Annotated in this window: 22 protein-coding genes; 5 read left to right on the top strand and 17 right to left on the bottom strand. The window is 51.5% G+C overall.

Annotation, left to right across the window (positions count from 1 at the left end; genetic code table 11):
• Positions 1-166: 166 nt before the first annotated feature.
• The 6 genes from GW590_RS04735 to GW590_RS04710 form a co-directional block, all read right to left on the bottom strand.
• Positions 167-1,360 carry an acyltransferase family protein gene (locus GW590_RS04735; protein ID WP_169401868.1) on the bottom strand — a complete coding sequence of 398 codons (1,194 nt, stop codon included), beginning with the start codon at positions 1,358-1,360 and terminating at the stop codon, positions 167-169.
• A gap of 305 nt (positions 1,361-1,665) precedes the next feature.
• Positions 1,666-2,076 carry a hypothetical protein gene (locus GW590_RS04730; RefSeq protein WP_169401867.1) on the bottom strand — a complete coding sequence of 137 codons (411 nt, stop codon included), beginning with the start codon at positions 2,074-2,076 and terminating at the stop codon, positions 1,666-1,668.
• Between the two features lie 76 nt (positions 2,077-2,152).
• On the bottom strand, positions 2,153-2,548 hold the full coding sequence (locus GW590_RS04725) for a hypothetical protein (protein WP_211186640.1): 396 nt from the start codon (positions 2,546-2,548) through the stop codon (positions 2,153-2,155).
• Positions 2,549-2,709: 161 nt separating this feature from the next.
• Positions 2,710-3,123, bottom strand: a complete 414-nt coding sequence (locus GW590_RS04720) for a hypothetical protein (protein ID WP_169401866.1) — start codon at positions 3,121-3,123, stop codon at positions 2,710-2,712.
• A 2-nt stretch (positions 3,124-3,125) separates the two neighbouring features.
• On the bottom strand, positions 3,126-4,304 hold the full coding sequence (locus tag GW590_RS04715; protein ID WP_169401865.1) for a hypothetical protein: 1,179 nt from the start codon (positions 4,302-4,304) through the stop codon (positions 3,126-3,128).
• A 2-nt stretch (positions 4,305-4,306) separates the two neighbouring features.
• Positions 4,307-4,873 carry a PAAR domain-containing protein gene (locus GW590_RS04710; RefSeq protein ID WP_169401864.1) on the bottom strand — a complete coding sequence of 189 codons (567 nt, stop codon included), beginning with the start codon at positions 4,871-4,873 and terminating at the stop codon, positions 4,307-4,309.
• A 344-nt stretch (positions 4,874-5,217) separates the two neighbouring features.
• On the opposite strand from GW590_RS04710, the gene copA reads away from it, so the two are divergent.
• From copA to GW590_RS04690, 4 genes are all read left to right on the top strand, one after another.
• Positions 5,218-7,758 (top strand): copper-exporting P-type ATPase CopA, encoded by a 2,541-nt coding sequence (copA, locus tag GW590_RS04705; protein WP_211186639.1) that lies wholly within the window; start codon positions 5,218-5,220, stop codon positions 7,756-7,758.
• 116 nt (positions 7,759-7,874) lie between these two features.
• On the top strand, positions 7,875-8,687 hold the full coding sequence (locus GW590_RS04700; RefSeq protein WP_169402116.1) for a TraB/GumN family protein: 813 nt from the start codon (positions 7,875-7,877) through the stop codon (positions 8,685-8,687).
• 294 nt (positions 8,688-8,981) lie between these two features.
• Entirely contained in the window at positions 8,982-9,461 is a 480-nt protein-coding gene (ybaK, locus tag GW590_RS04695; RefSeq protein ID WP_169401862.1) for a Cys-tRNA(Pro)/Cys-tRNA(Cys) deacylase YbaK, read from the top strand.
• A 12-nt stretch (positions 9,462-9,473) separates the two neighbouring features.
• Complete coding sequence (locus tag GW590_RS04690; protein ID WP_169401861.1) at positions 9,474-10,691, top strand: MFS transporter; 1,218 nt, start codon at positions 9,474-9,476, stop codon at positions 10,689-10,691.
• Between the two features lie 93 nt (positions 10,692-10,784).
• Here the strand turns inward: GW590_RS04690 and GW590_RS04685 are convergent, their stop codons facing one another.
• The 7 genes from GW590_RS04685 to GW590_RS04655 all read right to left on the bottom strand — a co-directional run bounded on the left by GW590_RS04685 (position 10,785) and on the right by GW590_RS04655 (position 17,026).
• The gene (locus GW590_RS04685) at positions 10,785-12,104 is read right to left on the bottom strand and encodes an inosine/guanosine kinase (RefSeq protein ID WP_169401860.1); all 1,320 of its coding nucleotides are present in this window, start codon (positions 12,102-12,104) and stop codon (positions 10,785-10,787) included.
• Positions 12,105-12,245: 141 nt separating this feature from the next.
• Complete coding sequence (gene hemH / locus GW590_RS04680; RefSeq protein ID WP_169401859.1) at positions 12,246-13,208, bottom strand: ferrochelatase; 963 nt, start codon at positions 13,206-13,208, stop codon at positions 12,246-12,248.
• 193 nt (positions 13,209-13,401) lie between these two features.
• Entirely contained in the window at positions 13,402-14,046 is a 645-nt protein-coding gene (gene adk / locus GW590_RS04675) for an adenylate kinase (protein ID WP_169401858.1), read from the bottom strand.
• A gap of 99 nt (positions 14,047-14,145) precedes the next feature.
• On the bottom strand, positions 14,146-15,033 hold the full coding sequence (locus GW590_RS04670; protein WP_169401857.1) for a DMT family transporter: 888 nt from the start codon (positions 15,031-15,033) through the stop codon (positions 14,146-14,148).
• Complete coding sequence (locus GW590_RS04665) at positions 15,030-15,905, bottom strand: DUF6024 family protein (protein WP_169401856.1); 876 nt, start codon at positions 15,903-15,905, stop codon at positions 15,030-15,032. The genes GW590_RS04670 and GW590_RS04665 overlap by 4 nt, the downstream gene beginning before the upstream one ends.
• On the bottom strand, positions 15,905-16,303 hold the full coding sequence (locus GW590_RS04660) for an NUDIX hydrolase (RefSeq protein ID WP_169401855.1): 399 nt from the start codon (positions 16,301-16,303) through the stop codon (positions 15,905-15,907). Before GW590_RS04660 ends, GW590_RS04665 begins: the two co-directional genes overlap by 1 nt.
• 12 nt (positions 16,304-16,315) lie before the next feature.
• Positions 16,316-17,026 (bottom strand): hypothetical protein, encoded by a 711-nt coding sequence (locus GW590_RS04655; protein ID WP_211186637.1) that lies wholly within the window; start codon positions 17,024-17,026, stop codon positions 16,316-16,318.
• A 205-nt stretch (positions 17,027-17,231) separates the two neighbouring features.
• Between GW590_RS04655 and GW590_RS04650 the strand changes: the two genes are divergently transcribed.
• Positions 17,232-18,104: a LysR substrate-binding domain-containing protein gene (locus tag GW590_RS04650; RefSeq protein WP_169401854.1), complete on the top strand. Its 873-nt coding sequence runs from the start codon at positions 17,232-17,234 to the stop codon at positions 18,102-18,104.
• A gap of 62 nt (positions 18,105-18,166) precedes the next feature.
• Here the strand turns inward: GW590_RS04650 and htpG are convergent, their stop codons facing one another.
• The 4 genes from htpG to dnaX form a co-directional block, all read right to left on the bottom strand.
• Positions 18,167-20,035 carry a molecular chaperone HtpG gene (gene htpG, locus GW590_RS04645; RefSeq protein WP_211186662.1) on the bottom strand — a complete coding sequence of 623 codons (1,869 nt, stop codon included), beginning with the start codon at positions 20,033-20,035 and terminating at the stop codon, positions 18,167-18,169.
• A 350-nt stretch (positions 20,036-20,385) separates the two neighbouring features.
• A complete protein-coding gene (gene recR, locus GW590_RS04640; RefSeq protein ID WP_169401852.1) occupies positions 20,386-20,991 on the bottom strand; it encodes a recombination mediator RecR in 606 nt (201 codons plus the stop codon).
• Positions 20,991-21,320, bottom strand: coding sequence for a YbaB/EbfC family nucleoid-associated protein (locus tag GW590_RS04635; protein ID WP_169402114.1), 330 nt, complete (start codon positions 21,318-21,320; stop codon positions 20,991-20,993). The genes recR and GW590_RS04635 overlap by 1 nt, the downstream gene beginning before the upstream one ends.
• A 55-nt stretch (positions 21,321-21,375) precedes the next feature.
• Entirely contained in the window at positions 21,376-23,343 is a 1,968-nt protein-coding gene (dnaX, locus tag GW590_RS04630) for a DNA polymerase III subunit gamma/tau (RefSeq protein WP_169401851.1), read from the bottom strand.
• Positions 23,344-23,417 lie beyond the last annotated feature (74 nt).

Genomic DNA, 23,417 nt, shown 5'->3' with positions numbered 1-23,417 from the left:
GCATAAGGGGATTTACGCTGAGTGGCATGGGGGGCGGCATAACCATTGAAAAGGACTTAGTGTTCTCTAACTTATCCTTGAGAGGCGGTTCCGACCCTTAGTCATAAAGCCAGTTAGAAAAAATCAATACTTCCTTTATTCAAGAAGCATATCCGCCATCCTGGCGCTATAAATTGCCATTGCGAATACTTAACCCCTTGGTTAGCTGACGGGCAATATTTACGGCAGTTCGCTCTACCGTATGATATAAACATCCCGCAAGCGCAGCGGAGATAATAATACAAAATAGCAATGCCAGTAACGGATAGGCCGCTGCCCATGCCGCCGTCACATGAAAAGCAAATAATGTGTCTATCACCAGCGGATGCAGCAGATACAGCGAATAACTCACCACACCAAGCCAAACCATTATTTTGGATCGAATGGGTGACAAAAAAGCCAGGATCATAAAGAGTGCCAGCGCCGTACTCCATGAGCCATACATACTAAACAGCCCCACGTCCTGTGTCCGTACATAAACAATCATTCCCATCGCTGGTAACAAAACAAACCAGCCGAGAGCAAGAATGCCTGTGGCGAATTTATCGGCACGATTCATTTTGCCAATAAACCACAGACGCAGCGCAGCGCCCAAAAACATTACAGAAAAATAGCCAGAGAAATTACCCCAGTTCATATTGAGTGCGCCAGGTAACGGATGATTGTCTGCAGTTCCGCCATGGGCATCACTGACATGCGAAAGATTGGCGAACTCAATAAAACGATGGGCAAGCGTGGTGACGCCGGTCCAATAATCGAGATAAAACACAAAAATGACGAAGAAAAATGCCGAAGCTGCCAGCAAAAAAGCCGGTTTCTCCAGCAAGTGACAACAAAATGCCAAATAGACCATAACGTAAAAAATCAGCTCAACCTTCAGAGTCCAGTACACCCCCTGGATATTCTCAAAATGCATGAAGTTTTGTAGCATGGTGATATTGGCCAGGATTTGCCGAAGGCTAAAAGTTGTATCGAGGAATAGCCATTGCGCGAGGATAACGGCACAGATAGAGACCCAGTAGGCGGGATAAAGTCGAAAGAATCGCCTGATCCAGAAAACGCCCTTATGCTCTCCAGGCTGCAAGCTGCCGGGGATAACAAAGCCGGATATCGTAAAGAACAGAACCACCCCAATACGGCCGAAATCAAGGACCTGCACATTGCCAGCCAAAGCTGAACTGGCAGCACCACCGGGCAATCCGGTGTAGAAATGCATAATGACTACGCACAAAGCGGCTATCGCACGTAAAGCATCTATATGGTGCAAGCGATTATTCGCTGGCAAGCGTTTCACGTTGAAATTCCCCTTAAAAATTTTCATTAAAATGTGCTGCATTCGTCGAGGGTGGATTGCCGGTAAATGACCGCGCGGTTAAGTTGCCAACCTGACAGGTAAGGAAGGATTATAGCGAGCGTTACAAGTTAAACAAAGGCACTTCCAACAACCTTGCCTGCCAGATAATATTCAAATGACCTCAACGTTGCTCCGCTGGCAAAATAGTGAAGAGTATGGACAGGTTTTGCTCCCTTTCACCTGCGAGAAAACTGCCACCCAGAGCGGTTTTCTCATTTGCAGCAGAAGAAGCCATATACAAGGCAAAAGTAACCCAATAAGATAACTCTCGATCATGGTTGAGTAACCTGTAATTTATAGATCTTGCTAAACTCGCTGCCGCTGGCCAACATATGTCCATATAATGCTCCCCCAATAGTGATTTTTATTACTCCAGTTTTATTTGGTACCCCATATATTTCAATGCAATTATGATCGTTAGTATCCGTTGTTTGTTTTGTAATCCGCCAAGAAGGTAATGGGCAATAACGTAGGGCAATTCCTGAATCATTAGGAACAACAGACCCTAAAATCCACTTAGGTCCCCCCAAAGCCCTACCACCCAATATATTGACTCTTAAATAATAAGGTTCTCCCACTGTTGCAGGTTTTAAATTTTCGCCATCAGGAAGAAATTCCGCTCTTGGACTGCAGGCGATTATACAGAATAAAATAAATACAAAAGCTATTTTCAATGACCACATGTTTATTTTAGCGGTTTAAAAACCACTCCTCCAAAAAACGAATGTGTGATAGCACAATTCATACGGAAAAATAATTTCAAGAAGAACCTTCCGGTGGTTTTATCTTGATTGTATAGGTCTTATCGAATTCCCCTGCCCTTGAAAACATCCCCCCAGCCAAACCACCATATACCCGCACTTTAACTATCCCTGTTTTTATTGGCACCCCTCTAATTTGTAAACAATTATTCCCCATTTTATCATTACAATATTGCATTTGTAGTCCGATATTATCTGGTGTAATATCACCGGCAATCACCTCTTTACTATGTAAATCATAAGAAAGAACACGACCACCAAATATATTTATCTGCTCGTAATATGGCACTCCAAGCGTAGCATCATTAAGTTTACTTTTTTCTGGAGTAAAACTGGCTTGCAAAGTACATGCAGATAAGAGAACTAACGAAGAAAGAAGTAAAATTTTCCTCATATTATCTTAGCGGTTTAAAAACCACTCCTCCAAAATCGCTTGTTAAAGACATATTTTCTCGGTTTTACTTTGACTGCCAACGCTTCGCTATTTTCATATTTATATTATTTAGTACTCCCTTTCTACGGAGGGGGGTTACCACTTAGTTAGCCACCTCAGAATTATGGCTGAATAACTTGTAATTTATAATTTTTGCTAAATTCTCTAGCGCTAGAAATCATACTCCCATACATTGACCCGCTTATAATAATTTTCACCTCGCCATTTTTTATGGGTGTTCCGTATATTTCAACACAATTATAATTATTACTATCCTTAGGTTGCATATTAGCAACTTCCCATTCTGGAAGTTGGCAATGCCGTAAGAAAATACCATTATTATCCGGAATAGCCAAACCTGCTATTTTCTTAGGCCCTCCAATAACACCGCCGCCCAAAATATTAATTTTTAGATAATAAGGTTCTCCAACCTTGGCGGGTTTTAAATTTTCACCATCGGGAAGAAACTCTATTCTTGCATTACATGCACTTATACAGAATAAAATCAATGAAAAAACAGTTCTTAATAACCACATATTTATTTTAGCGATTTAAAAACCACCCCTCCAAAAAAACGATTAATTAAAAAAGATAGGTTTTTACCACTCTTTATCTGTTCACGCACTTGACCCCATGAAAACAGATTTAGTTGCACCATCCCTGCATGATCTTGAGTTAGCGGACCTTCCCAGACAATCCAGTGAGTAGGTACGGTTAATAATGAACTCCCACTATTAAGCAGGCCATCATTAATTAATGTGACAACTTTATATCCTTTTCTTGCATATTCATTTAACTCATGAACTCCTTGTATACCGGCTTGTGTTATGCCAACGTTACTAAATACCATTTTATAGCCCGCTTTCTCAAACCACTCGGTCAATATTTGCCACATAGTGACCCCGGCAAATGGAGAGTCGAGAGTATCAAAGCTAAGAAGTGCATTTTCCGAGTCTCTCAGACTAGCCATTGTTATCCAATCAAGCCCGGATATTCTGTTATATCCATCAGGTGTATAGAATAAACCAGAAGGATGACGACAGCCCTCACTCGGCAAGATCTCAAGTTGGCCGATTTTGGTTTTCCCGTAACGCCATAGTTCCCACGCAGCCTGGGCATAAATGTCGGGTCGATCCTTTTGCAGACAGTAAAAAAAGGCTGCCGGGCCGCAAACGCTGGCGTTACCTTGGGTAGGAAAAGACCAATGATTTAATCTGTCGCTAATATCTCTTTCAATTTTGTTTTTTTCAAAAGGATCGCGGGGGTCGCCAATTGGATATTCCTTGGCAATAAAAGGCCTTTCCGGTATTGATATTTTTACGTCCTTTGTTTCTCCGCCCTGGCTTACCGGTTTCGGGATGCCGATTGATTCAAAATAACAGGGATTTTCGCGCTTAACCGCCGACCAGGCTTTGCCGTTGGCAAACTCTTCCAGCGTATACATATGGGTAAAGGGAGCAAGGGAAACACAGATGGTCTCAAGCAGGGTTGTGCGATAAAGCGTAACTTCCATAATATAGATTGTAGAAAGGGGATCATTAATATCGTCGGTGGCATGACGCTGGGTTTCATAGTTCCCCTGCAAGGGTTGCTGTTTTACATCTACCAGGGAATATTTATTTCGCCTGGAGTCCATCCGGTAAATACATAAGTCGTACAACAAGTAACTCGGCGCAATGTTAGCCCTAATACGGGTACTGAGATGATACACAGGCATAATTAATCCTTTAATAGATGCAGGCTGGTATGTTCAGCAGATTCAATAAAATGCCATGCCGTTAAGCCCTGAGCGTCCGTAATTCCCGTTTCCCGGTGCCCCTGAGGAAACAACAACATATAGCGGCAATTCAGCTGCAAGTGACCATGGTCATCGCTACAGCGGAAACGGATAGCATGACGGCAAGGCAGATCCTGCGCGGCGGTTTTTTGGTTAGCCTCCTCGCCAACCCGAGGCACTACCGCAGTAGCAGCAGTATTAGTAAAGACATGGTCAGTGACGGCGGTTTGCTCTTCCTTTTCATAGCAATCAACAATGGAATTAATAAAGGTGGCGCGACAGGGGCAGGAACTGATGCTATCCAGGGTTCCGGCCAGCATTTGTCCCTCATCCCAGACATCCTGAACTCCGCCGCAAATTTGGAAGCGCCCGGAATGTTTGCCGCAGGATACTGCATCGCCATCACGGGCGGTGGGTACGCCATACCAGCTAAAAGTTGGGTCACCAGTCAGGATCTCGCCGCCACAGGAGGTTTTATCGCCCACACGAAGAAAAAATCCCATCGCCATAGATTAAATTCCTTTTAATTTAAATGGGTTATGTGTTTTTATCTTAACCAGGCAATAATACTTAACTCAAATTTTCTTTATTACTTTGTGACGCAGCGCAGGCTCGACTAAAGGGTTTCGATAATACAGCTATCGGTCTCTGGCATCTGATTAAGCGGGCGGTGATGCAGGTTGAGAAGCGTATCTATGGCATTGAGCAGAAAGAAAATCACCCAACACTTTTATTGCTAATACTTAGGGAGATTTATAGGTCTTGACCTTCCCCTTGCAGGAAGGTTTATTCTACATCACTTATCACACCAGCCCTCGGCTACAACCAACCGGGCCTGTCTCGCCCAAAGGAAATGATTATGAGCAATACCACCATTTTGACTTTGCAGGGTTTGTCCTGCGGTCACTGTGTAGCTTCGACGCGCAAGGCGCTCGAAGCGGTAAGCGGTGCCGCAGAAGTGGAAGTTACGCTGGATAAGGCAGTAGTGACTGGCGATGCCAGCAGCCAGAGCCTGATTGCGGCAGTAGAAAATGCCGGTTATCACGCGCAGCTGGTAACGGAGGGGTCGTCCCCAAAATCTGAGCCGCTGACTCTGCCTGAATTCTCCGAGCCGGAACATCAGTCAGCGGCCTCCTCTTCTGTTCCGGCCCCCCTGATTAACCAGGACAGCAGCGACGCTGACAGTGTGCAGTTGCTGCTTAACGGCATGAGCTGCGCCAGTTGCGTCAATAAAGTCCAGCGCGCGTTACAGAGCGTCAGCGGCGTCACCCAGGCCAGCGTCAATCTGGCCGAGCGCAGTGCCCTGGTCAAAGGGGCAAAAGATCCGCAAGCGCTGATTATCGCCGTTGAAAAAGCCGGTTATGGCGCGGAAATTATTATTGATGAAACCCTGCGTCGCCAACGTCAGCAACAGACGGCGCGGAGCAGTATGATCCGTTTTAGCTGGCAGGCAGCCCTGGGTCTGGCGGCTGGCCTGCCACTGATGGCCTGGGGGTTACTGGGTGGCGATATGATGGTCACCGCCAGTAATCAAAGCGGCTGGCTGATCGTCGGTCTGGTGACGCTGGCTATTATGGTTATCGCCGGTGGACACTTTTATCGCAGTGCCTGGAAAAGCCTGCTGCACGGTAGCGCCAATATGGACACCCTGGTATCCCTGGGTACCGCCGCCGCATGGATTTTTTCTTTTATGGTTACGCTGTGGCCGGACGTCTTCCCAATGCAGGCGCGGCATTTATATTATGAAGCCAGCGTGATGATTATCGGCCTGATCAATCTGGGTCATGCGCTGGAACAGCGCGGACGCCAGCGTTCTTCGCAGGCACTTGAACGTCTGCTGGATCTGACGCCGCCCACGGCCAGAGTGATTGACGAACAGGGCGAAAGCATCCGTCCACTTGCGGAGGTGACAGCGGGTATGTTGCTGCGCCTGACTCCCGGTGATCGGGTGCCGGTTGACGGCGAAATCCAGCAGGGTGAAGCCTGGTTTGATGAGGCGATGCTGACCGGTGAACCCCTGGCCCAGCACCGCCGCCGCGGCGAAAAAATTAGCGCCGGTACACAGGTAAAAGACGGCAGCGTGCAGTTTATCGCTCAGGCGGTGGGTGGCCAAACCACGCTATCACGCATTATCAAACTGGTGCGTGAGGCGCAAGGCAGCAAGCCGGAAATCGGCAAGCTGGCGGACCGTATCTCCTCGGTATTTGTACCCATTGTGGTGTGCATTGCGCTGTTTAGCGGCGCGATCTGGTACTTTTTTGGCCCGCAGCCGCAACTGATGTACAGCCTGGTGATTGTTACCACGGTGCTGATTATCGCCTGTCCTTGCGCGCTCGGTCTGGCGACACCGATGTCGATTACCGCCGGTGTCGGTCGCGCCGCCGAGTTTGGTGTACTGGTTAAAGATGCCGATGCGTTGCAAAAAGCCAGCACCCTGACCACGCTGGTCTTTGATAAAACCGGCACCCTTACCGAGGGTAAACCTCAGGTAGCGGAGATCCATCTGTTTAACCAGTTTAGCGAACGCCAGGCATTAAGTTGGGCGGCGTCGCTGGAGCAGGGTTCCCATCATCCGCTGGCGCAGGCGATTGTCGAAAAAGCCCAGGGGATGGACAAAGTGTTGGTCGAGAATTTCCGTACGCTGGGCGGGCTGGGAGTTAGCGGTCAGTTGGCTGAGCAGTCGTTACTGCTCGGTAATCAGGCCCTGCTGGAGCAACAGCATATCGACTGTAGTGATGCCGAGAGGTTACTGACCAGCCAGGCGACAGCGGGTATGACCCCGGTATTGCTGGCGGTTGATGGCAAACTGGCGGCGCTGTTTGCCGTGCGTGATATGCTGCGCGCCGACAGCGTTCAGGCGCTGCAACGTTTGCATCAGCAAGGCTATAAGCTGGTAATGCTGACCGGTGACAATGCGCTGACCGCCAGAGCCATCGCGCAACTGGCCGGGATTGATGAGGTTATCGCCGGTGTGCGTCCTGAAGGCAAAGCCGAGGCCATCAAGGCGTTGCAGGTACGCGGGGAACAGGTGGCAATGATTGGCGACGGCATAAATGACGCCCCGGCGCTGGCGCAGGCTGACGTTGGTATCGCCATGGGCGGTGGCAGTGATGTGGCGATAGAAACCGCGGCCATTACCCTGATGCGCCCCAGTCTGCACGGCGTCGCCGATGCACTGGCGCTGGCCAAAGGCACGCTGCGTAATATGAAGCAAAACCTGATGGGCGCTTTTGTTTACAATGTGATCGGTATTCCCATCGCCGCCGGTGTGCTGTTTCCCTTTACCGGCACGCTGCTTAGCCCGATTGTCGCCGGGGCGGCCATGGCGCTGTCGTCGATCACTGTAGTGGCCAATGCCAATCGTCTGCTGCACTTCACCCCCAAACCGCAATAGCCGGTGGCAAAACTGGCGATAGCCTAAGGATTATCGCTTATTCAGGACATTCTCCCTGTTACCCGCGACAGTGACGGGTTAGCATAACGGCAATGGTAACAGGGAGACTACGCATGATATCGCATCTATTTAATCGACTGGCTCGCTGGTTCGGAAGACTCTCTCCCGCACAATACCCCTACCCGGCGGTGGACGTCAGTCTGCCGGGCGGACGCTATTTTCATCTGGTCGGCAGTATCCATATGGGCACGCAAAATATGGCGCCGCTGCCCAGGGAGCTGACCTACAAAATGTCTCAGGCCGATGCGCTGATTGTCGAAGCGGATATTGTCAACAATGACTCGCCCTTTGGACAACCCGATGACCTGCCGCCGCTCAGCGAGCGCGTTAATGCCGAGCAATATGAGCAGATCGAACGCCTGTGCGAAGAAATGGGCACCTCGCTCTATCGCCTTGCCAGCCTGCCGTGCTGGCAGATTGCCCTGACGCTGCAAGCGGTACAGGCACAGCGTTTAGGTCTGCGCGGCGAATACGGTATCGATTTCCAGTTGCTGACCGGTGCCAGAACGCAGGGCAAAAAAGTGATTGAACTGGAAGGGGCGCAACAACAGTTGACGCTGCTACAGCAGTTGCCCAATGAGGGGCGGAGTCTGCTTGAGGATACGCTGACGCACTGGCACACTAATGCTCGCTTATTACAGACCATGATCGGCTGGTGGCTGGAGCGCCGTCCTTCTATTAATATCGATCAACTGCCGGCGACCTTTGGCAATACGCTTTATGATGTGCTGATGCACCAGCGCAACAAACAGTGGCAGCAACGGCTGGAAGCGATGCCGGCAGGAAATTATGTGGTGGCCGTTGGCGCACTGCATCTTTACGGTGAAGGAAATCTTCCCGGCCTGTTAAAACACAAGCCTTCGGCATAGCCTCGCCGGGTAGCACGCAAAAAAATGGCCAATATTTCTATTGGCCAGTCAAAGAGGAATTTCATTTTTATTAATTATCGCGGCAGCATAGAGTCCTTGAGGGATCCATGCCGGCGCGCGTAGGGTAGCAATGAGAGCGCCTGCCTGGCAACTCTCAATTTGCTTAAATTACGCGCTCAATGATTAAAAAACATGCTTTACTCTTTAGTATCAGACGATTGAGCTCTGTGATTATTTTTTATCCAATCGAGACAGGTTCGCAGTTAGCCTGCATTTATTAAATGGAAATGCAAAATGACCCCCGCCGTTAAACTGTTAGAGAAAAATAAAATCAGTTTCACCCTGCATCCTTACGAACACAGCAGTGATGAAACTCACTTCGGTGAAGAAGCGGTAAAGAAACTCGGGCTGGATGCCGCTCAGGTTTATAAGACCTTATTGGTGGCCTTAAACGGTGAGGCGAAAAATCTGGCGGTGGCGGTGACACCGGTGGCTTCGCAGCTGGATTTGAAAAAAGTCGCCAAGGCGCTGGGGGCAAAAAAAGCCGATATGGCCGATCCGCAACTGGCGCAGCGAGTGACCGGTTATCTGGTGGGGGGCATCAGCCCATTGGGTCAGAAAAAGCTGTTGCCGACGGTGATCGACAGTGGCGCTCAACAATTTGCCAGCATTTTTGTCTCCGGCGGCAAGCGCGGTCTGGATATTGAGCTGGCGGCAGAGGCACTTTGTGTATTACTTAATGGCCGCTTTGCGGATATTGCCAAACAGGATTAAAACAGGATAACCATGACCGACCAGAGCCAGGCAAAAATAGCCACCAAAAGCAGCGCGTTAAAAGGCACCGTCTACTCGGTGCTGACGGCCATCAGTGTCTCTCATCTGCTTAACGATATGCTGCAATCGCTGATCCTGGCGATTTACCCGCTGCTGCAGCATGAGTTCAGCCTCAGTTTTACCCAGATTGGCATGATCACCCTGACCTATCAGATCACCGCCTCGCTGCTGCAACCGCTGATTGGCCACTATACCGACAAGCATCCGCAACCCTACTCGCTGCCGGTGGGCATGGGCTTTACCCTGGCCGGTCTGCTGTTGCTGGCGGCGGCGCAGAGTTTCCCGGTGATCCTGATTGCCGCCGCGCTGGTGGGTACCGGCTCCTCGGTGTTCCACCCGGAATCTTCGCGGGTGGCACGTATGGCCTCCGGTGGTCGTCACGGTCTGGCACAGTCGCTGTTTCAGGTGGGGGGTAACTTTGGCAGTGCCCTCGGCCCGTTACTGGCGGCGCTGCTTATTGCCCCTTATGGCAAAGGCCATGTTGCCTGGTTCTCGCTGGCGGCGCTGTTAGGGATGATTGTCTTGTTGCAGGTCAGCAAGTGGTACAGCCATCAGCAACAGTTGCTGAAAAAACGCGGTCCCGCCGCCGTGGTCGTTAACCGACTACCGCCGCGCACCATTGCCTTATCCCTCGGCATTCTGCTGTTGCTGGTGTTTTCCAAGTATTTTTATCTCACCAGTCTGAGCAGCTATTACACTTTCTATCTGATCCATAAATTTGGTGTCTCCATCCAGGATGCGCAGTTTCATCTGTTTGCCTTCCTGCTGGCAGTCGCCGCAGGCACCATCCTCGGTGGCCCGATAGGCGACAAGATTGGCCGCAAGTATGTGATTTGGGTCTCCATCCTCGGGGTCGCGCCCTTTACCCTGCTGTTACCCCACGCCAATCTGTGGTGGACCAGTGTACTCAGCGTGATTATTGGGCTGATCCTCGCGTCGGCGTTCTCGGCGATCCTGGTCTATGCCCAGGAGCTGATCCCCGGCAAGGTCGGTATGGTATCAGGGCTGTTCTTTGGACTGGCGTTTGGTATGGGGGGCGTGGGTGCCGCGGTGCTGGGTTATGTTGCCGATAAAACCAGCATTGAACTGGTTTATCAAATCTGCGCTTTCCTGCCGCTATTGGGTATTTTTACTGCGTTTCTGCCGGATGTGGAAGGTAAAAACCGCTAACACGCGTTGCCCGCTGTCTGACACTTGTCGGGCAGCGTCGGCCGCCCTCGCCTGCGCCTTTTGGCTTACAACGAGGGCGGCCTAATCAGCAAATCAGCGCGCCCAGTAGGACTCCTCCAGACTGTCTTCCCGTTCTGGCAATCCCCGGCTTAGCCGCGGCGAGTGCTGGTTTAATACCTGATAACTGACCCGGTTAGCGTATTTACATACCTGTGCCAGCGAAGAATAGGTCAGATAGTCGCGCGGATGTTTGCTGGAATTGGGTACCGAGTTACGGTGGAAGCCGTTGGCGGCAATATCATGCAGCAGCGCCGACAGCGCGCCATCCCCGGCACCGTTGGTGTTCATGATTTTCTCCGGCCCGCCCATATAAGGGGCGATATGCGAGAAAATACGCAACGGCTGGGTACAGCTTTCGCGACGCATGGCGCGGCTAAACTCATACTGGTTAAACTCGGCAATGGCTCCCGGCAGCAGCGGATGTTGCGTTGCCCGCTTAAACTCATCCTCAGTGTAGCTGCCCATATACAGGCCGCTTGGCCCGGCGGTACACAACACCAGATCCACCCAGTCCAGCGCCTGATTGGTCGCCATAAGCGGATCGCTCAAGCCGGTCAAGGCACAGGCTTCATCTTCGTTCATCGCCAATATCGCCACATGCTCACGAATAAAATCACGCCAGCCTTGCGGATCTTCGGCAATCACGTATTGCGTGCCCAGGGTCAAAACCACCGGCACCTGATATTTTTTGGCGTAAGCGATGGCCTGCATGGTCGCTTCCGGCATGGGATCCCCGGCGGCGCCGCGCAGCAGATACGAGGTCAACACCAGGGCCGATGCCCCGGCGATCACTGCTTCGGGAATGCTCTCGGCACGCAGCTTGTTCATATGACCGGGGCTGATGGCAAAGGTGCGTTCGCCGCTTTCATTAATCAGGGTAAAGCAGCGGCCAATGGCCCCGTCCACGCCCTGCAGATAATCAAGATCGGTGCGGCTGGAGGTATTACACAGATAGCGATAGGCATAGCTGCCGATTTTAACGTTGCTGCACATAACGCCCAGCAACACCGAACGGTCATCGGCCAATACCGAGTAGTTATGCAGAGTATTGCCAATGGTACCCCCGGCAAACTGATGGGTGATCAGCGACTGGCTGGTCAGTTCCTGATACAGCAACTCGGCGCGTTCGTCGTCAATCAGACTCGACTGTCCGGCGATCAGCCCGTAGCGGGCAATAACCTCATCCTCTACTCTGGCTTCAATATCCACCAGCGTCTGGTCAATACCGACAATATAAGAGGCGACGGTATCGGCGTCGGGCTGCATGCTTTGCAGCATAGAGTCACGCAGCAAAGGGTCGCGGGCACTGACCGGGAAGTAGTGTTTGGATTTACGTTTACCGGGAAATTTCATGGCGATGAGTTACAGGAAATGGAAACAGGGCGCGATGTTATCATAAGCCATTAGCCTGCTATAGGGATCAAGCCGCTGTCTTGTCGTGCGGGCACTAAAACAAGGCGGTTGCCACTCTCCGCCTTGTTTAATCAATGCCGGTTAAAAGTGCTGGGTGACCAGCTGCTGCAACAGGTCGATATGCTCGACGCGATCGTTAAGAGCGGCGATATATTCAAATTTTTCACCGCCGGCATGGATAAATATTTCGCGGTTTTGTTCTTTGATCTCTTCGAGGGTTTCCAGGCAGTCGGAAGCAAAGCCCGGGCAGATCACCTGGATATGTTTTACCCCCTGAGCGGGCAAAGTCGCCATGGTTTTATCGGTATAGGGCATCAGCCAGGGCTCGCGGCCAAAACGCGACTGGAAGGTGACCATCAGCTTACCGGCGGGCAGTTGCAGCGCCTCACTCAGTGCCTGCGCGGTATCCTGACAGCGCTGCTGATAGTCATCACCCAAGGCAACATAGCGTTGCGGAATGCCGTGGAACGACAGCAGCAGGCGGTCCGGCTCGCCGTGCTCGGCAAAGGATTGCAAAATACTGGTTTTCAGCGCGGCGATATAGGCCGGATGTTCGGCGTAGTCACGAATAAAGCTGATTGAAGGTAAACGGCGCTGTTCTCTAAGTACCCGCGCCACGCCATCAAATACCGATGCGCTGGTGGAACAGGAGTATTGCGGATAAAGCGGCAGAACCACCATATGGCTGACGCCCTGTTTCAGCAGGCGATCAATACTGTCTTGCAGGCTTGGCTTGCCGTAGCTCATTGCCAGTTCCACTGGCGTATCGGGCAAGCGTGCCGCCAGCGCCTTTTGTTGCCGCCGACTAAATACCATCAGCGGCGATCCCTCTTCCATCCATACCGACTGATAGAGTTTGGCAACGCGCGGCGAACGAAACGGCAGGATCACTCCTCGTAAAATCGGCCACCAAAGCAGTCGACTGAGATCAACCACGCGTGTATCACTTAAAAACTCAGCCAGATAACGTTTTACCGCCCCGCTAGTGGGTGCTTCCGGCGTTCCGAGATTAACCAGTAAAACACCGAATTTTTTCTGCATCATGCTGAATTCCCTAAAATAATAGCGATAAAATAAATCGACTGTGCCTGCGTGCGCATCCATTGTAACCAAACACTGACAAATCGAAACCGATAACAGCAAATGGCATTAACAATCAATGCGATTGGAAGTGGGGAGAGAAGGATAAAAAAAGGCGGCCGAAGCCGCCCTGATACCTGTAACTCGCTGCGCGGGATTAACCGAGGATCGCCGCCAGTTCGTCGCGCACTTCAGAAACTTTCTGCGTGCCGTCGATTTTAACGTATTGGGTATTGCCTGCTGCGGCTTCTTTGCCGTAGTAAGCCACCAGCGGTTCGGTCAGGTCATGATACTCGACCAGACGTTTACGCACGGTTTCTTCCTGATCGTCTTTACGCGTCGTCAGTTCTTCACCGGTGACATCGTCTTTATTTTCCACTTTTGGCGGATTAAATTTAACGTGGTAAACGCGACCAGAAGGAGCGTGTACGCGACGGCCAACGATGCGATCAACGATCAGTTCGTCAGGGACATCAAATTCCAGCACGAAGTCTACCTTGATACCGGCTTCTTTCATGGCATCAGCCTGCGGAATTGTGCGTGGGAAACCGTCAAGCAGGAAACCGTTGCGGCAATCTTCCTGGCTAATACGTTCTTTAACCAAGGCAATAACCAGCTCATCGGTGACCAGTTTACCGGCGTCCATAATTTCTTTTGCTTTTTTGCCGAGCTCACTGCCGGCTTTAACAGCTGCGCGCAACATATCACCAGTAGAGATTTGCGGAATACCGTATTTCTCCATGATGAATTGCGCCTGAGTTCCCTTACCTGCGCCCGGAGCGCCCAGCAGAATGATACGCATTGCGTAAATCCCCTTGCATGTAATTTTTATAAAGAGTCGAAAACGATCAACCATACCATTCTGCGCCCCCTTCCTCAAGAAAGGGGCTTAGGGAGTTACTTATAATGCTATAGCAGCCTGCTTTTTGACCCGTAAGGTTTGCGATATGACAGCCATAATAATAATCCCGCCGCCTACCACGGCATGCAGCGTCGGAGCCTGCTGCAGGAACAGATAAATCCATAACGGAGCCAGCGCCGTTTCCAGTAGCAGAAACAGACCGGCATTGGCCGGGGGCACATAGCGGGTAGAAAGTGAGATAAGCCCCATGGCGACAGGAATAATCAACGCCCCTTCAATAACCAGCCATCCCCACTGCCCGGCATGCAGCGCCAGCAAAGGGGTGACCAGACCACTACCGGCAAACAGAGAAACCACTACCGATGCCAGCACGCCACCCAGCGAAGGCAACGCCAGCGTGCCTTGCTCCACGCGCGAGGCAAAAATAAAGGCCAGAGCCATACACACCGCAGTCGCCAGGGCAAAATAGTTGGCGCTGCCGTCATAGCCGGACTGGCGGCCAGTCATGACAATCACCACCCCCAACATGCCCACCATCGCCGCTCCCATTAACGAGCGGTCGATTTTGGTGGCGAAAAACAGCCGTGAGATAATTGCCGAAACAAAAGGCGTTGAGGAAATAATCACCAGTACAGTAGCGATATTGCCACGATTAAGGGCGTTGACAAAGCAGGCCGATGCCGCGCAAAAAAACAGCGCGGGCAACAGATTCTGCCGGGTGATCCAGGGCACGCCCAGTACCGCCCGACTCTTTGGCCACAGCCCCCAGACAGCAAACATCACCGCCCACATCAACACCCCGCGCAGCACCACAATCAACCAAGAGTTATCCACCGCCATCAGGCGAATAAACAGCGAATCCGTGCTGAGAATAATGCCGCCGAGAATGCCAATCAGGTTACCGTTTACCACAGTATTTCTGTTCATCTTATATTCCATAGTTTTGAAATATCTTCAAAAACGCTGGCGGTACAGTCTACCGAATCACCCTTATACCCGCGGCTCCAGCGGGATAAGCGCAATGTATCGCTGTGTTCAAAATAACTGCCGTTAAGCGCTTTTACCGTCTGCTGCTGTTGTGCCGAAAACGTTGGCACACGCAAACAGCAAAACGGCAGTCCCGGGGCGTTAACCGAGCGCAGACGATCGCCGTCCGGCAGGCCGATATCAATAGGATTAATGCTGGCCACATTGAATGGCCGCCAAAGCGGGTCTTCGAGGGTGGTCAGCGCCATCTCCAGGGGGGTCGGCGACATTGTGGAGCCTTCAAACAGCCGTAATTCGCTGCGCAGCAGCATGCTGTAGTGTTCGGGACGCACGGCGATCAACGTCAGACCCACCGCCACCGAAGCATGTTTGTGCAGTGGTGCCAGAAATAGCGATCCGTGTTCAATCAGGTCGTTATGGCGGTTGGTGGCAAAACTGTGCGAGGCATCCACCACCACGCGGTTTTGCCGTTGATTCAGCGGGTTAACCTCGCCGGTATAGGGATTAACGTGGGTGACAATATGCACCCCGCTATTCTCCATACCCGGTGACACCGAATGCGCAAACAGCTGGTCAATGGGCAGATAGTGTTGATGTCTGGCCAGCGATAAGGAGATTTGCTGCTTATGTAACAGATGGGACAGAATGGCCAGCCCGACGCTGACCGACTGCACCATAAACACATCGTATTTTTCCAGGCCATAAACTTCACTAAGCTTTTCCCGTAAGGTCTCGCGTAGCTGGTTCACTTTTTTGTAAAAGTGGCTGCCGTGATGCGCCTGGAGCTGGGGTGATAATGATGAAGGGTCCATTAGTCAATCAACTCTTTTTGATAAAGCAGCGGTAAGACGTTGTCGCGAAACACCGAGGCGACACCCACTTCACAAGGAGGCTTACGGTAGTTCACCCAGGCAATTTCGGCGATCTCCGAGCTGGCCACCGGCTGACCCACCACTTCCACCTGATAGACGTGATTTTCGATGGCCACGGATTCAAACTCCGCAATGCCATGAAACAGGCCAAAAGGTCTGATTTCTGCGGCTTCGACATTCAGCTCTTCTCTGATTTCGCGTCGCAGGCAGCTAAGATGGTCCTCGCCCTGCAGGGGTTTCCCCCCTGGTGAGATAAAAATAGTGGTGCCTTGTTTTCGGGTCAGCAACAGAGATCGGTTGCGGATAATAATGGCGGAACATTTGATGATGGTTTTCATCGCAGACTCCTCTCAGGCGGCTTCAGCGGGCGAGCTGGCCACTTTCTTGATCAGATTCAGGCTTTCCCCGGACAGGAACTTGACGATATTTAGCGCCAGCGGCGTTTTTTCTCGCAGATAGGCGAGGATGGTATCGTCACTTGGTGTAGAGAAACTGTCGCCAAAAATACTCACCCCTTCGAGGGATTTGGTCGAGATCCCCAACTGCAACAGGCGATATTTCACATCGTCGGAAGATTGCGCAAATTCATATATGGGTGAGTGATACTGAATGCCGAACTCTTTCATAAAGTCGACCAGGAATTCTTTTGCCACCAGCCGTTGTTCCGGGAATTCCTGTTGATAATGGGTGATACCATCATTAATAACTTCGATATCATGACGGTGACAAAAATCAATCAGGTGGGCATGGATGGCTAATTTTTCCCCCAGCAGTACCAAATTTTTTCTATATTTAAGAATGTCACCTTCAATATTTTCAATGGCCAGTGTACGGAAGGTACCGCTTATATCCTCTACGGTATGAGCTACCACCAAGTCACCAAAACGATTTTTAAGTTCTTCAACCCGATGAGAAAGAATGCCGCGGTGCAGCGAGCATCCGCTGTTAGCCGAGTAGAGGTGCACCGGGATACCTTGTAACATCAGATAACAAGCTGCCAGCGAACTGTCGCGGCCACCGGTAAACATAACGAGCTGAGTCTTTACGGAAGTATTGTTCATATTGATCCTCAATATTGATTGAAATACCCGTGCCATACGGCACATTGAGAAGCGAAGTGGGGTGTCCCGGCAAGTTTTATTTACAGAACTTCATCACCATCCTGGTGAATCATGTTGGGACAACATGGAGACTAAAGCGTTTTTTCCGCGTAAGAAAATGATATAAACAGACAGACAAGTTGAGATTATCTAACAAGGTGGCCCTATGTCCGATCTCCCTTCATTGCGCGCATTACACTATTTTAAGCAGGCGGCAGTATTTGAAAGCTTTAGTGCCGCGGCTGAGTCATTAAATGTCACTCATAGCGCCATCAGCCACCAAATAAAAAACCTGGAAAGCTGGCTGGGCACACCATTATTTAAACGCACAGCTGGAAGAGTTTATTTAACGCAAGACGGGGAAGTTTTACGAAAATGTTGTGAACAGGTATTTAGAAATATCGAGATGACCTGTAAGCAAATTAAGGCTCGGGAAGAAAATAATTTAATTATCTCCTGTGCACCGAGCTTTTTATCGCAATGGCTTATTCCGCGTATCAGCCGTTTTTCGCAGCGCCATGAGAAAATTGCCTTAACCTTTCAGACACATGTCAATATTGAAAATATATTTGATGAAAGGACGGATATTTTAATTAAGAGTAATGAATCGCCACTGTCCGAGGAGATCCAGGCCACGCTTATCACTGTGGATTATATTGGTCCGGTATGCTCACCGGATTTCCATCATCGTTTCACTTATGAAACCGACTTCGCGACCCTGCCCTTGCTACATGCTGATACCAAAATTAACGCCTGGCAGGAGTGGGCAAGAAAAACCAATACCCGCGGCGATTTTGTCTCGGGGAAACATTTTGATAATCTCACGCTGGCGATCCAGGCGGCAAAAAATGGCCTGGGGATTATTATGACACCGCAAATTCTGGTTAAAAAAGAGATCCAGGAAGGCAGTCTGATTGCGCCGTTAGGCTTTGCCGAGGTCGATCGCGCTACCTATATGTTGGTTAAGCGTTCACGCAGCCAGGAGCGGGAGATCGGTCTGTTTCGCAGTTGGTTATTAGAAGAAGCCAGCCAGGGATAGCAGGCCGGTGCACAATGAAAAAGGCCCCATAAAGGGGCCCTCTAGAGTACCTGAGGTAAAGATTAAGCTTGCAGCAGTTGGTTCATACGACGGATAAACAGGTTAGGATCTTCCAGTGTGCCGCGTTCGGCAAACAGCGCCTGATCCAACAACAATTCAACCCACTCGGCGAACTGGCTGTCGTCGCTTTCGTTGGCCGCACGTTTTACCAGGGCATGCTCAGGATTAAGCTCAAAGATATACTTAACTTCTGGCGCATCCTGACCGGCAGCGGCAAACAGTTTGGCCATTTGCGTGCTCATTTCGTCGGAACCGGTGGTCACAATCGCCGGAGTATCCGTTAAACGCTGGGTTAAGCGCACTTCTTTGACGCGATCGCCCAACAGGGTTTTCACGCGCTCAACAAAAGGCTCCAGCGCTTTCTGCGCCTCTTTTTGCTGCTCATTCTCTTCATCGGCCAGTTTGTCGAGAGACTCATCGGCTTTGCTGACTGACTGGAAGGTTTTGCCATCAAACTCGGTGAGATAGCTCATCATCCATTCGTCGATACGGTCGGACAGCAGCAGAACCTCGATACCTTTTTTACGGAACAGTTCCAGATGAGGGCTGCTCTTGGCGGCGGCATAGCTGTCGGCGGTAATGTAGTAAATCTTGTCCTGCCCTTCGACCATGCTTGCCACGTACTCTTCCAGCGACAGCGTCTGCTCGGAGGAGTCGTTACGGGTGCTGGCAAAACGCAGCAGTTTGGCAATAGTTTCTTTATTGCTGCTGTCTTCTGCCGGGCCTTCTTTCAGTACCAGACCGAACTGTTTCCAGAATTGCAGGTATTTTTCAGCATCGTCTTTCGCCAGTTTTTCCAGCATTTGCAGAGCACGCTTGCTTAACGCACTGCGCAGGTTCTGGGTAACGCGGCTGTCTTGCAGAATTTCACGCGATACGTTCAGCGGCAGATCGTTGGAGTCGATCAGACCACGAACAAAGCGCAGGTAGTTCGGCATAAACTGTTCGGCTTCGTCCATAATAAACACGCGCTGCACATAGAGTTTCAGGCCGTGTTTATGATCGCGATTCCACATATCCCACGGTGCCTGCGAAGGGATATACAGCAGGCTGGTATACTCCTGCTTGCCTTCTACGCGGTTGTGGCTCCAGCTCAATGGATCGCTGAAGTCATGGGAAATATGCTTGTAGAACTCTTTGTATTCGTCTTCGCTGATTTCTGCACGACCACGGGTCCACAGCGCCTGAGCCTTGTTGATCTGCTCCCAGGTGACGCTGTCGTCGTCTTCCTTGTGGGTTTCAACTTCAACCGGCAGGGCAATATGGTCGGAGTATTTGCTGATAATCGAGCGAACACGCCAGTCATCAAGGAACTCGTCCTGATCGGCGCGCAGATGCAGGGTGATTTCCGTACCGCGATCGGCTTTTTCATTATCGGCAAGGGTATATTCGCCTTCGCCTTCCGACTCCCAGAACACGCCTTCTTGCGGGCTTACGCCAGCAGCGCGGGTACGCACGGTAACTTTGTCGGCGACGATAAAGGCCGAATAGAAACCAACACCAAACTGGCCGATCAACTGGCTGTCTTTCGCCTGCTCGGAACCGACCGATTGCAGAAAGGCTTTGGTACCGGATTTGGCAATGGTACCCAGGTTGTCGATCACTTCGTCACGGGTCATACCAATGCCGTTATCGCTCAACGTCAGGGTACGTTTCTCTTTGTCGAAGGACAGACGAACGTGCAGCTCGGCATCGCCTTCATAAAGTTCAGGTTTAGACAGCGCACAAAAACGCAGTTTATCGGCGGCATCCGAGGCGTTGGAGATCAGCTCACGCAGGAAGATTTCTTTATTCGAATAAAGCGAGTGGATCATCAGGTGCAGTAATTGTTTTACTTCTGACTGAAATCCGCGGGTCTCTTGTCCTTTCATACTCATCAAATACCTCAATCAAACTGTTTGCGTGGTTAAAACACAACTGTATTGAATAATGATTTTGATGCATGGTCATAGGCTTAGCGATTGGCCTGGCGACGCGATGCAACAAAAACAGTTAAAACAGGCTGTCAAAGAGATGGGGTCAGAAATTGCGGATTCAAGAGGAACAGGCAAGGAAATCGTAAAGCACTGCCGCAGGGGTAGCGCGCTAAACCTGGAGGGGGCAGCAGAACAGCAAAGAGAGCCAGGCAGAAACAGGCTTATTCATCCCCGGGCACTGGCAACAACCGAGCTCCCGGGGTGAACAAGCGCAGCCACGAGCGCGGCGCGTAAAGCATAAAGGACTAGAACTTGAAAGGCAGACGTCCCGCCAGCGAATGGGACAGCGTGGTGCCATCGACCATTTCCAGCTCTCCGCCGACCGGTACGCCATGGGCGATACGGCTGGCGAGCACACCATACTGACCACACATCTCGGCAATATAGTTGGCGGTGGCTTCCCCTTCGACCGTCGGGTTGGTGGCGAGGATCACCTCCTGAATGCTTTCGCTCTCCAGTCGCTGTTCCAGCCGCCCAAGACCAATATCGTCAGGACCAATGCCGTCGAGGGGGGACAGATGCCCCATCAACACAAAGTAACGTCCCGAAAACTGGCCGGTTTGTTCGACGGCATGAATATCTGCCGGGCTTTCTACCACACAAATCTGACCGTTTTCTTTCCGCCGTGGATTGGCGCAAATGGTACAGATTTCCTGTTCGGTAAATGTCCGGCAATCGGCACAGTGGCCAATTTCGGACATTGCCCGGGTCAGAGACTGCGCCAGCCGCATGCCGCCACTGCGATCGCGCTGCAGTAGCTGGAATGCCATACGCTGTGCTGACTTGGGGCCAACGCCCGGCAGACAGCGCAGCGCCTCCATTAATGATTCAAGGAGTGGGCTGGTTTGCATCAGAATGGCATCTTAAAGCCCGGTGGCAACTGCATGCCGCCAGAAACGGTTGCCATTTTTTCTTTTTGGGTTTCATCAATGCGACGTGCCGCATCGTTGAAAGCCGCAGCAACCAGATCTTCCAGCATGTCTTTGTCATCTTCCAACAGGCTAGGATCGATTTCAACGCGACGGCAGTTGTGCGCGCCGTTGATGGTCACTTTAACCAAACCCGCGCCAGATTCGCCGGTCACTTCCAGTGCCGCGATTTCAGCCTGAACCTGCTGCATTTTTTCTTGCATTTGCTGGGCCTGTTTCATCAGGTTACCAATGCCGCCTTTTCCAAACATATTCATCTCTCTCTGCGTCGGGCCGCGTATGTGCACCATGCTCCTACTGCGGCAGTTAAATGGGGCGGATACTTTCTTCATCCAGCTCGGCGTCAAAGAAACGACGCAAAGTCTGAATATTATTATCCGCGATAATCGACTGACGCGCCTGCGCCAGTTTTTCTTCGTAAATTGCCTGTCGCCATTCAAGCGGCGTTCTTACTGCCTGATCGTCATCTTCAATCACGCTGAGCGTCAGCGCCGTTTGATAATGCGTCACCAGCGCCTCGAGCAGCGTTTTTTGCGCCGTTGGCGAATTCAGATGGCGCTGCGCAGAACGCAAATGCAAACGTAAAGTCGCCGCATCCGGGCGTTCCAGAAAGGCATTAAGCGCCAACTGCTGTACCAGTTTGGGTAGCGTCAGTTGGTGAATAATCGCTGCCCATTCGTCGCGTTCAATCGCCTCTTCTGCCAGACGAGCTGCCAGTTCCGGCGATTTTTCATGTTCCAGCGCGGTGCGCAAGGCTTTCGGCGTTGCCACCGGTTCGTTGATGACTTCCGGCTCGTTTACCGCTTTCCAGCGATAAGCCTCTTTTTTTATCGGTGCTTCTGGTGACTTTTTAACCGCCGCACCGCTGGCACGTTCCAGTGAACGCTCGGTAACTGAAGCCAATCGCTCCAGCACCGAGTTGGCCGGCTGCGCTTTTCCAGGCGCCGCCGGCTCAGCTTTTTTTGGGGACGACGTTCCCTGCTGACGACGTAACTGTGTTCTCGCCTGTAACAGCTGCGCCGTCGCGTCGGGGAGACCAACGTTAGGGGTCGCCGGAGGCGACGGTTCTCCGATGTCTGGTGGTGCGCTTTGGGCGACCGGCGCGGAAGGGGCGCTGTCCTGGCTCGGCGACGGTAATGGTCCATGCCCTTGCGCCACGCTAACGACCTGCGGCTCGGCAATCATCACTTTGGGATGAAACGCCAACGCACGCAGCAACGACATCTCGACGCCCATACGTTTATCCGGGGCGAACGGCAGATCTTTGCGCCCCATCAGTAAGGTTTGATAGTAAAGCTGCACATCCGTTGGCGGAATAACCCGCGCCAGCTCGCGCAGCCGTTGTTCTATTGACGCGTAATGGTTATCCAGCACCGAGGGCAACAACTGCACCATCGCAATACGGTGCAACAGCGCCAGGGTCTCCACCAGCAACGTTTCCCAATCCACGCCGCGTGAGGCCGCCTGGTCAACCTGCGCCATCACTTTGGCACCGTCAGCGCTCACCAGCGCTTCAATAATGGCCAGCGGTTGCTCGTCATCGAGCGTTCCCAACATTTGCGCCACGGTTTCGGTGGTCACCTGCCCTTGCCCCATGGCAATCGCCTGGTCGGCCAGACTGAGGGCATCACGCATACTGCCGTCGGCAGCGCGGGCCAACAACTGTAAGGCGCGGGCTTCGCTGGCAATCTGCTCGGCCTGCAACACCTTGTCCAACTGGTTGCGGATCTGCTCCACGTCCAGGGCCTTTAAATGGAATTGCAGACAACGGGAAAGGATAGTGACCGGTAATTTTTGCGGATCGGTGGTAGCCAGCAGAAATTTGACGTGGGCCGGTGGCTCTTCCAGCGTTTTCAACAGCGCGTTAAAGCTGTGACGCGAGAGCATGTGTACTTCGTCAATCAGGTAGACTTTGAAGCGCCCTCTGGCTGGTGCATATTGCACGTTATCCAGCAGTTCACGGGTGTCTTCGACTTTGGTGCGCGAGGCGGCGTCTATTTCGATCAGATCAACAAAGCGCCCCTGTTCGATCTCGCGACAATTGTCGCACAGACCGCAAGGGGTAGAAGTAATGCCGGTTTCGCAATTCAGGCCTTTGGCCAACAGACGGGCAATGGTAGTTTTACCCACGCCACGGGTGCCGGAGAAGAGATAAGCGTGATGGATACGCCCAAGCGACAGGCCATTGGCCAGCGCAGTCAGCACATGTTCCTGACCTACTACGTCAGTAAAAGTTTGGGGGCGCCATTTACGGGCAAGAACCTGATAGCTCATTAATACCGGAGAAGTCGAGTGATCTGTAGAGTTATGCTATCACAGCCTCGCCCGTACGAGCGAGCGAGACCTTT

Source organism: Rouxiella aceris (assembly GCF_012933545.1).
Lineage (GTDB): Bacteria > Pseudomonadota > Gammaproteobacteria > Enterobacterales > Enterobacteriaceae > Rouxiella > Rouxiella aceris.
This window is presented reverse-complemented; position numbering and strand designations above follow the sequence as displayed.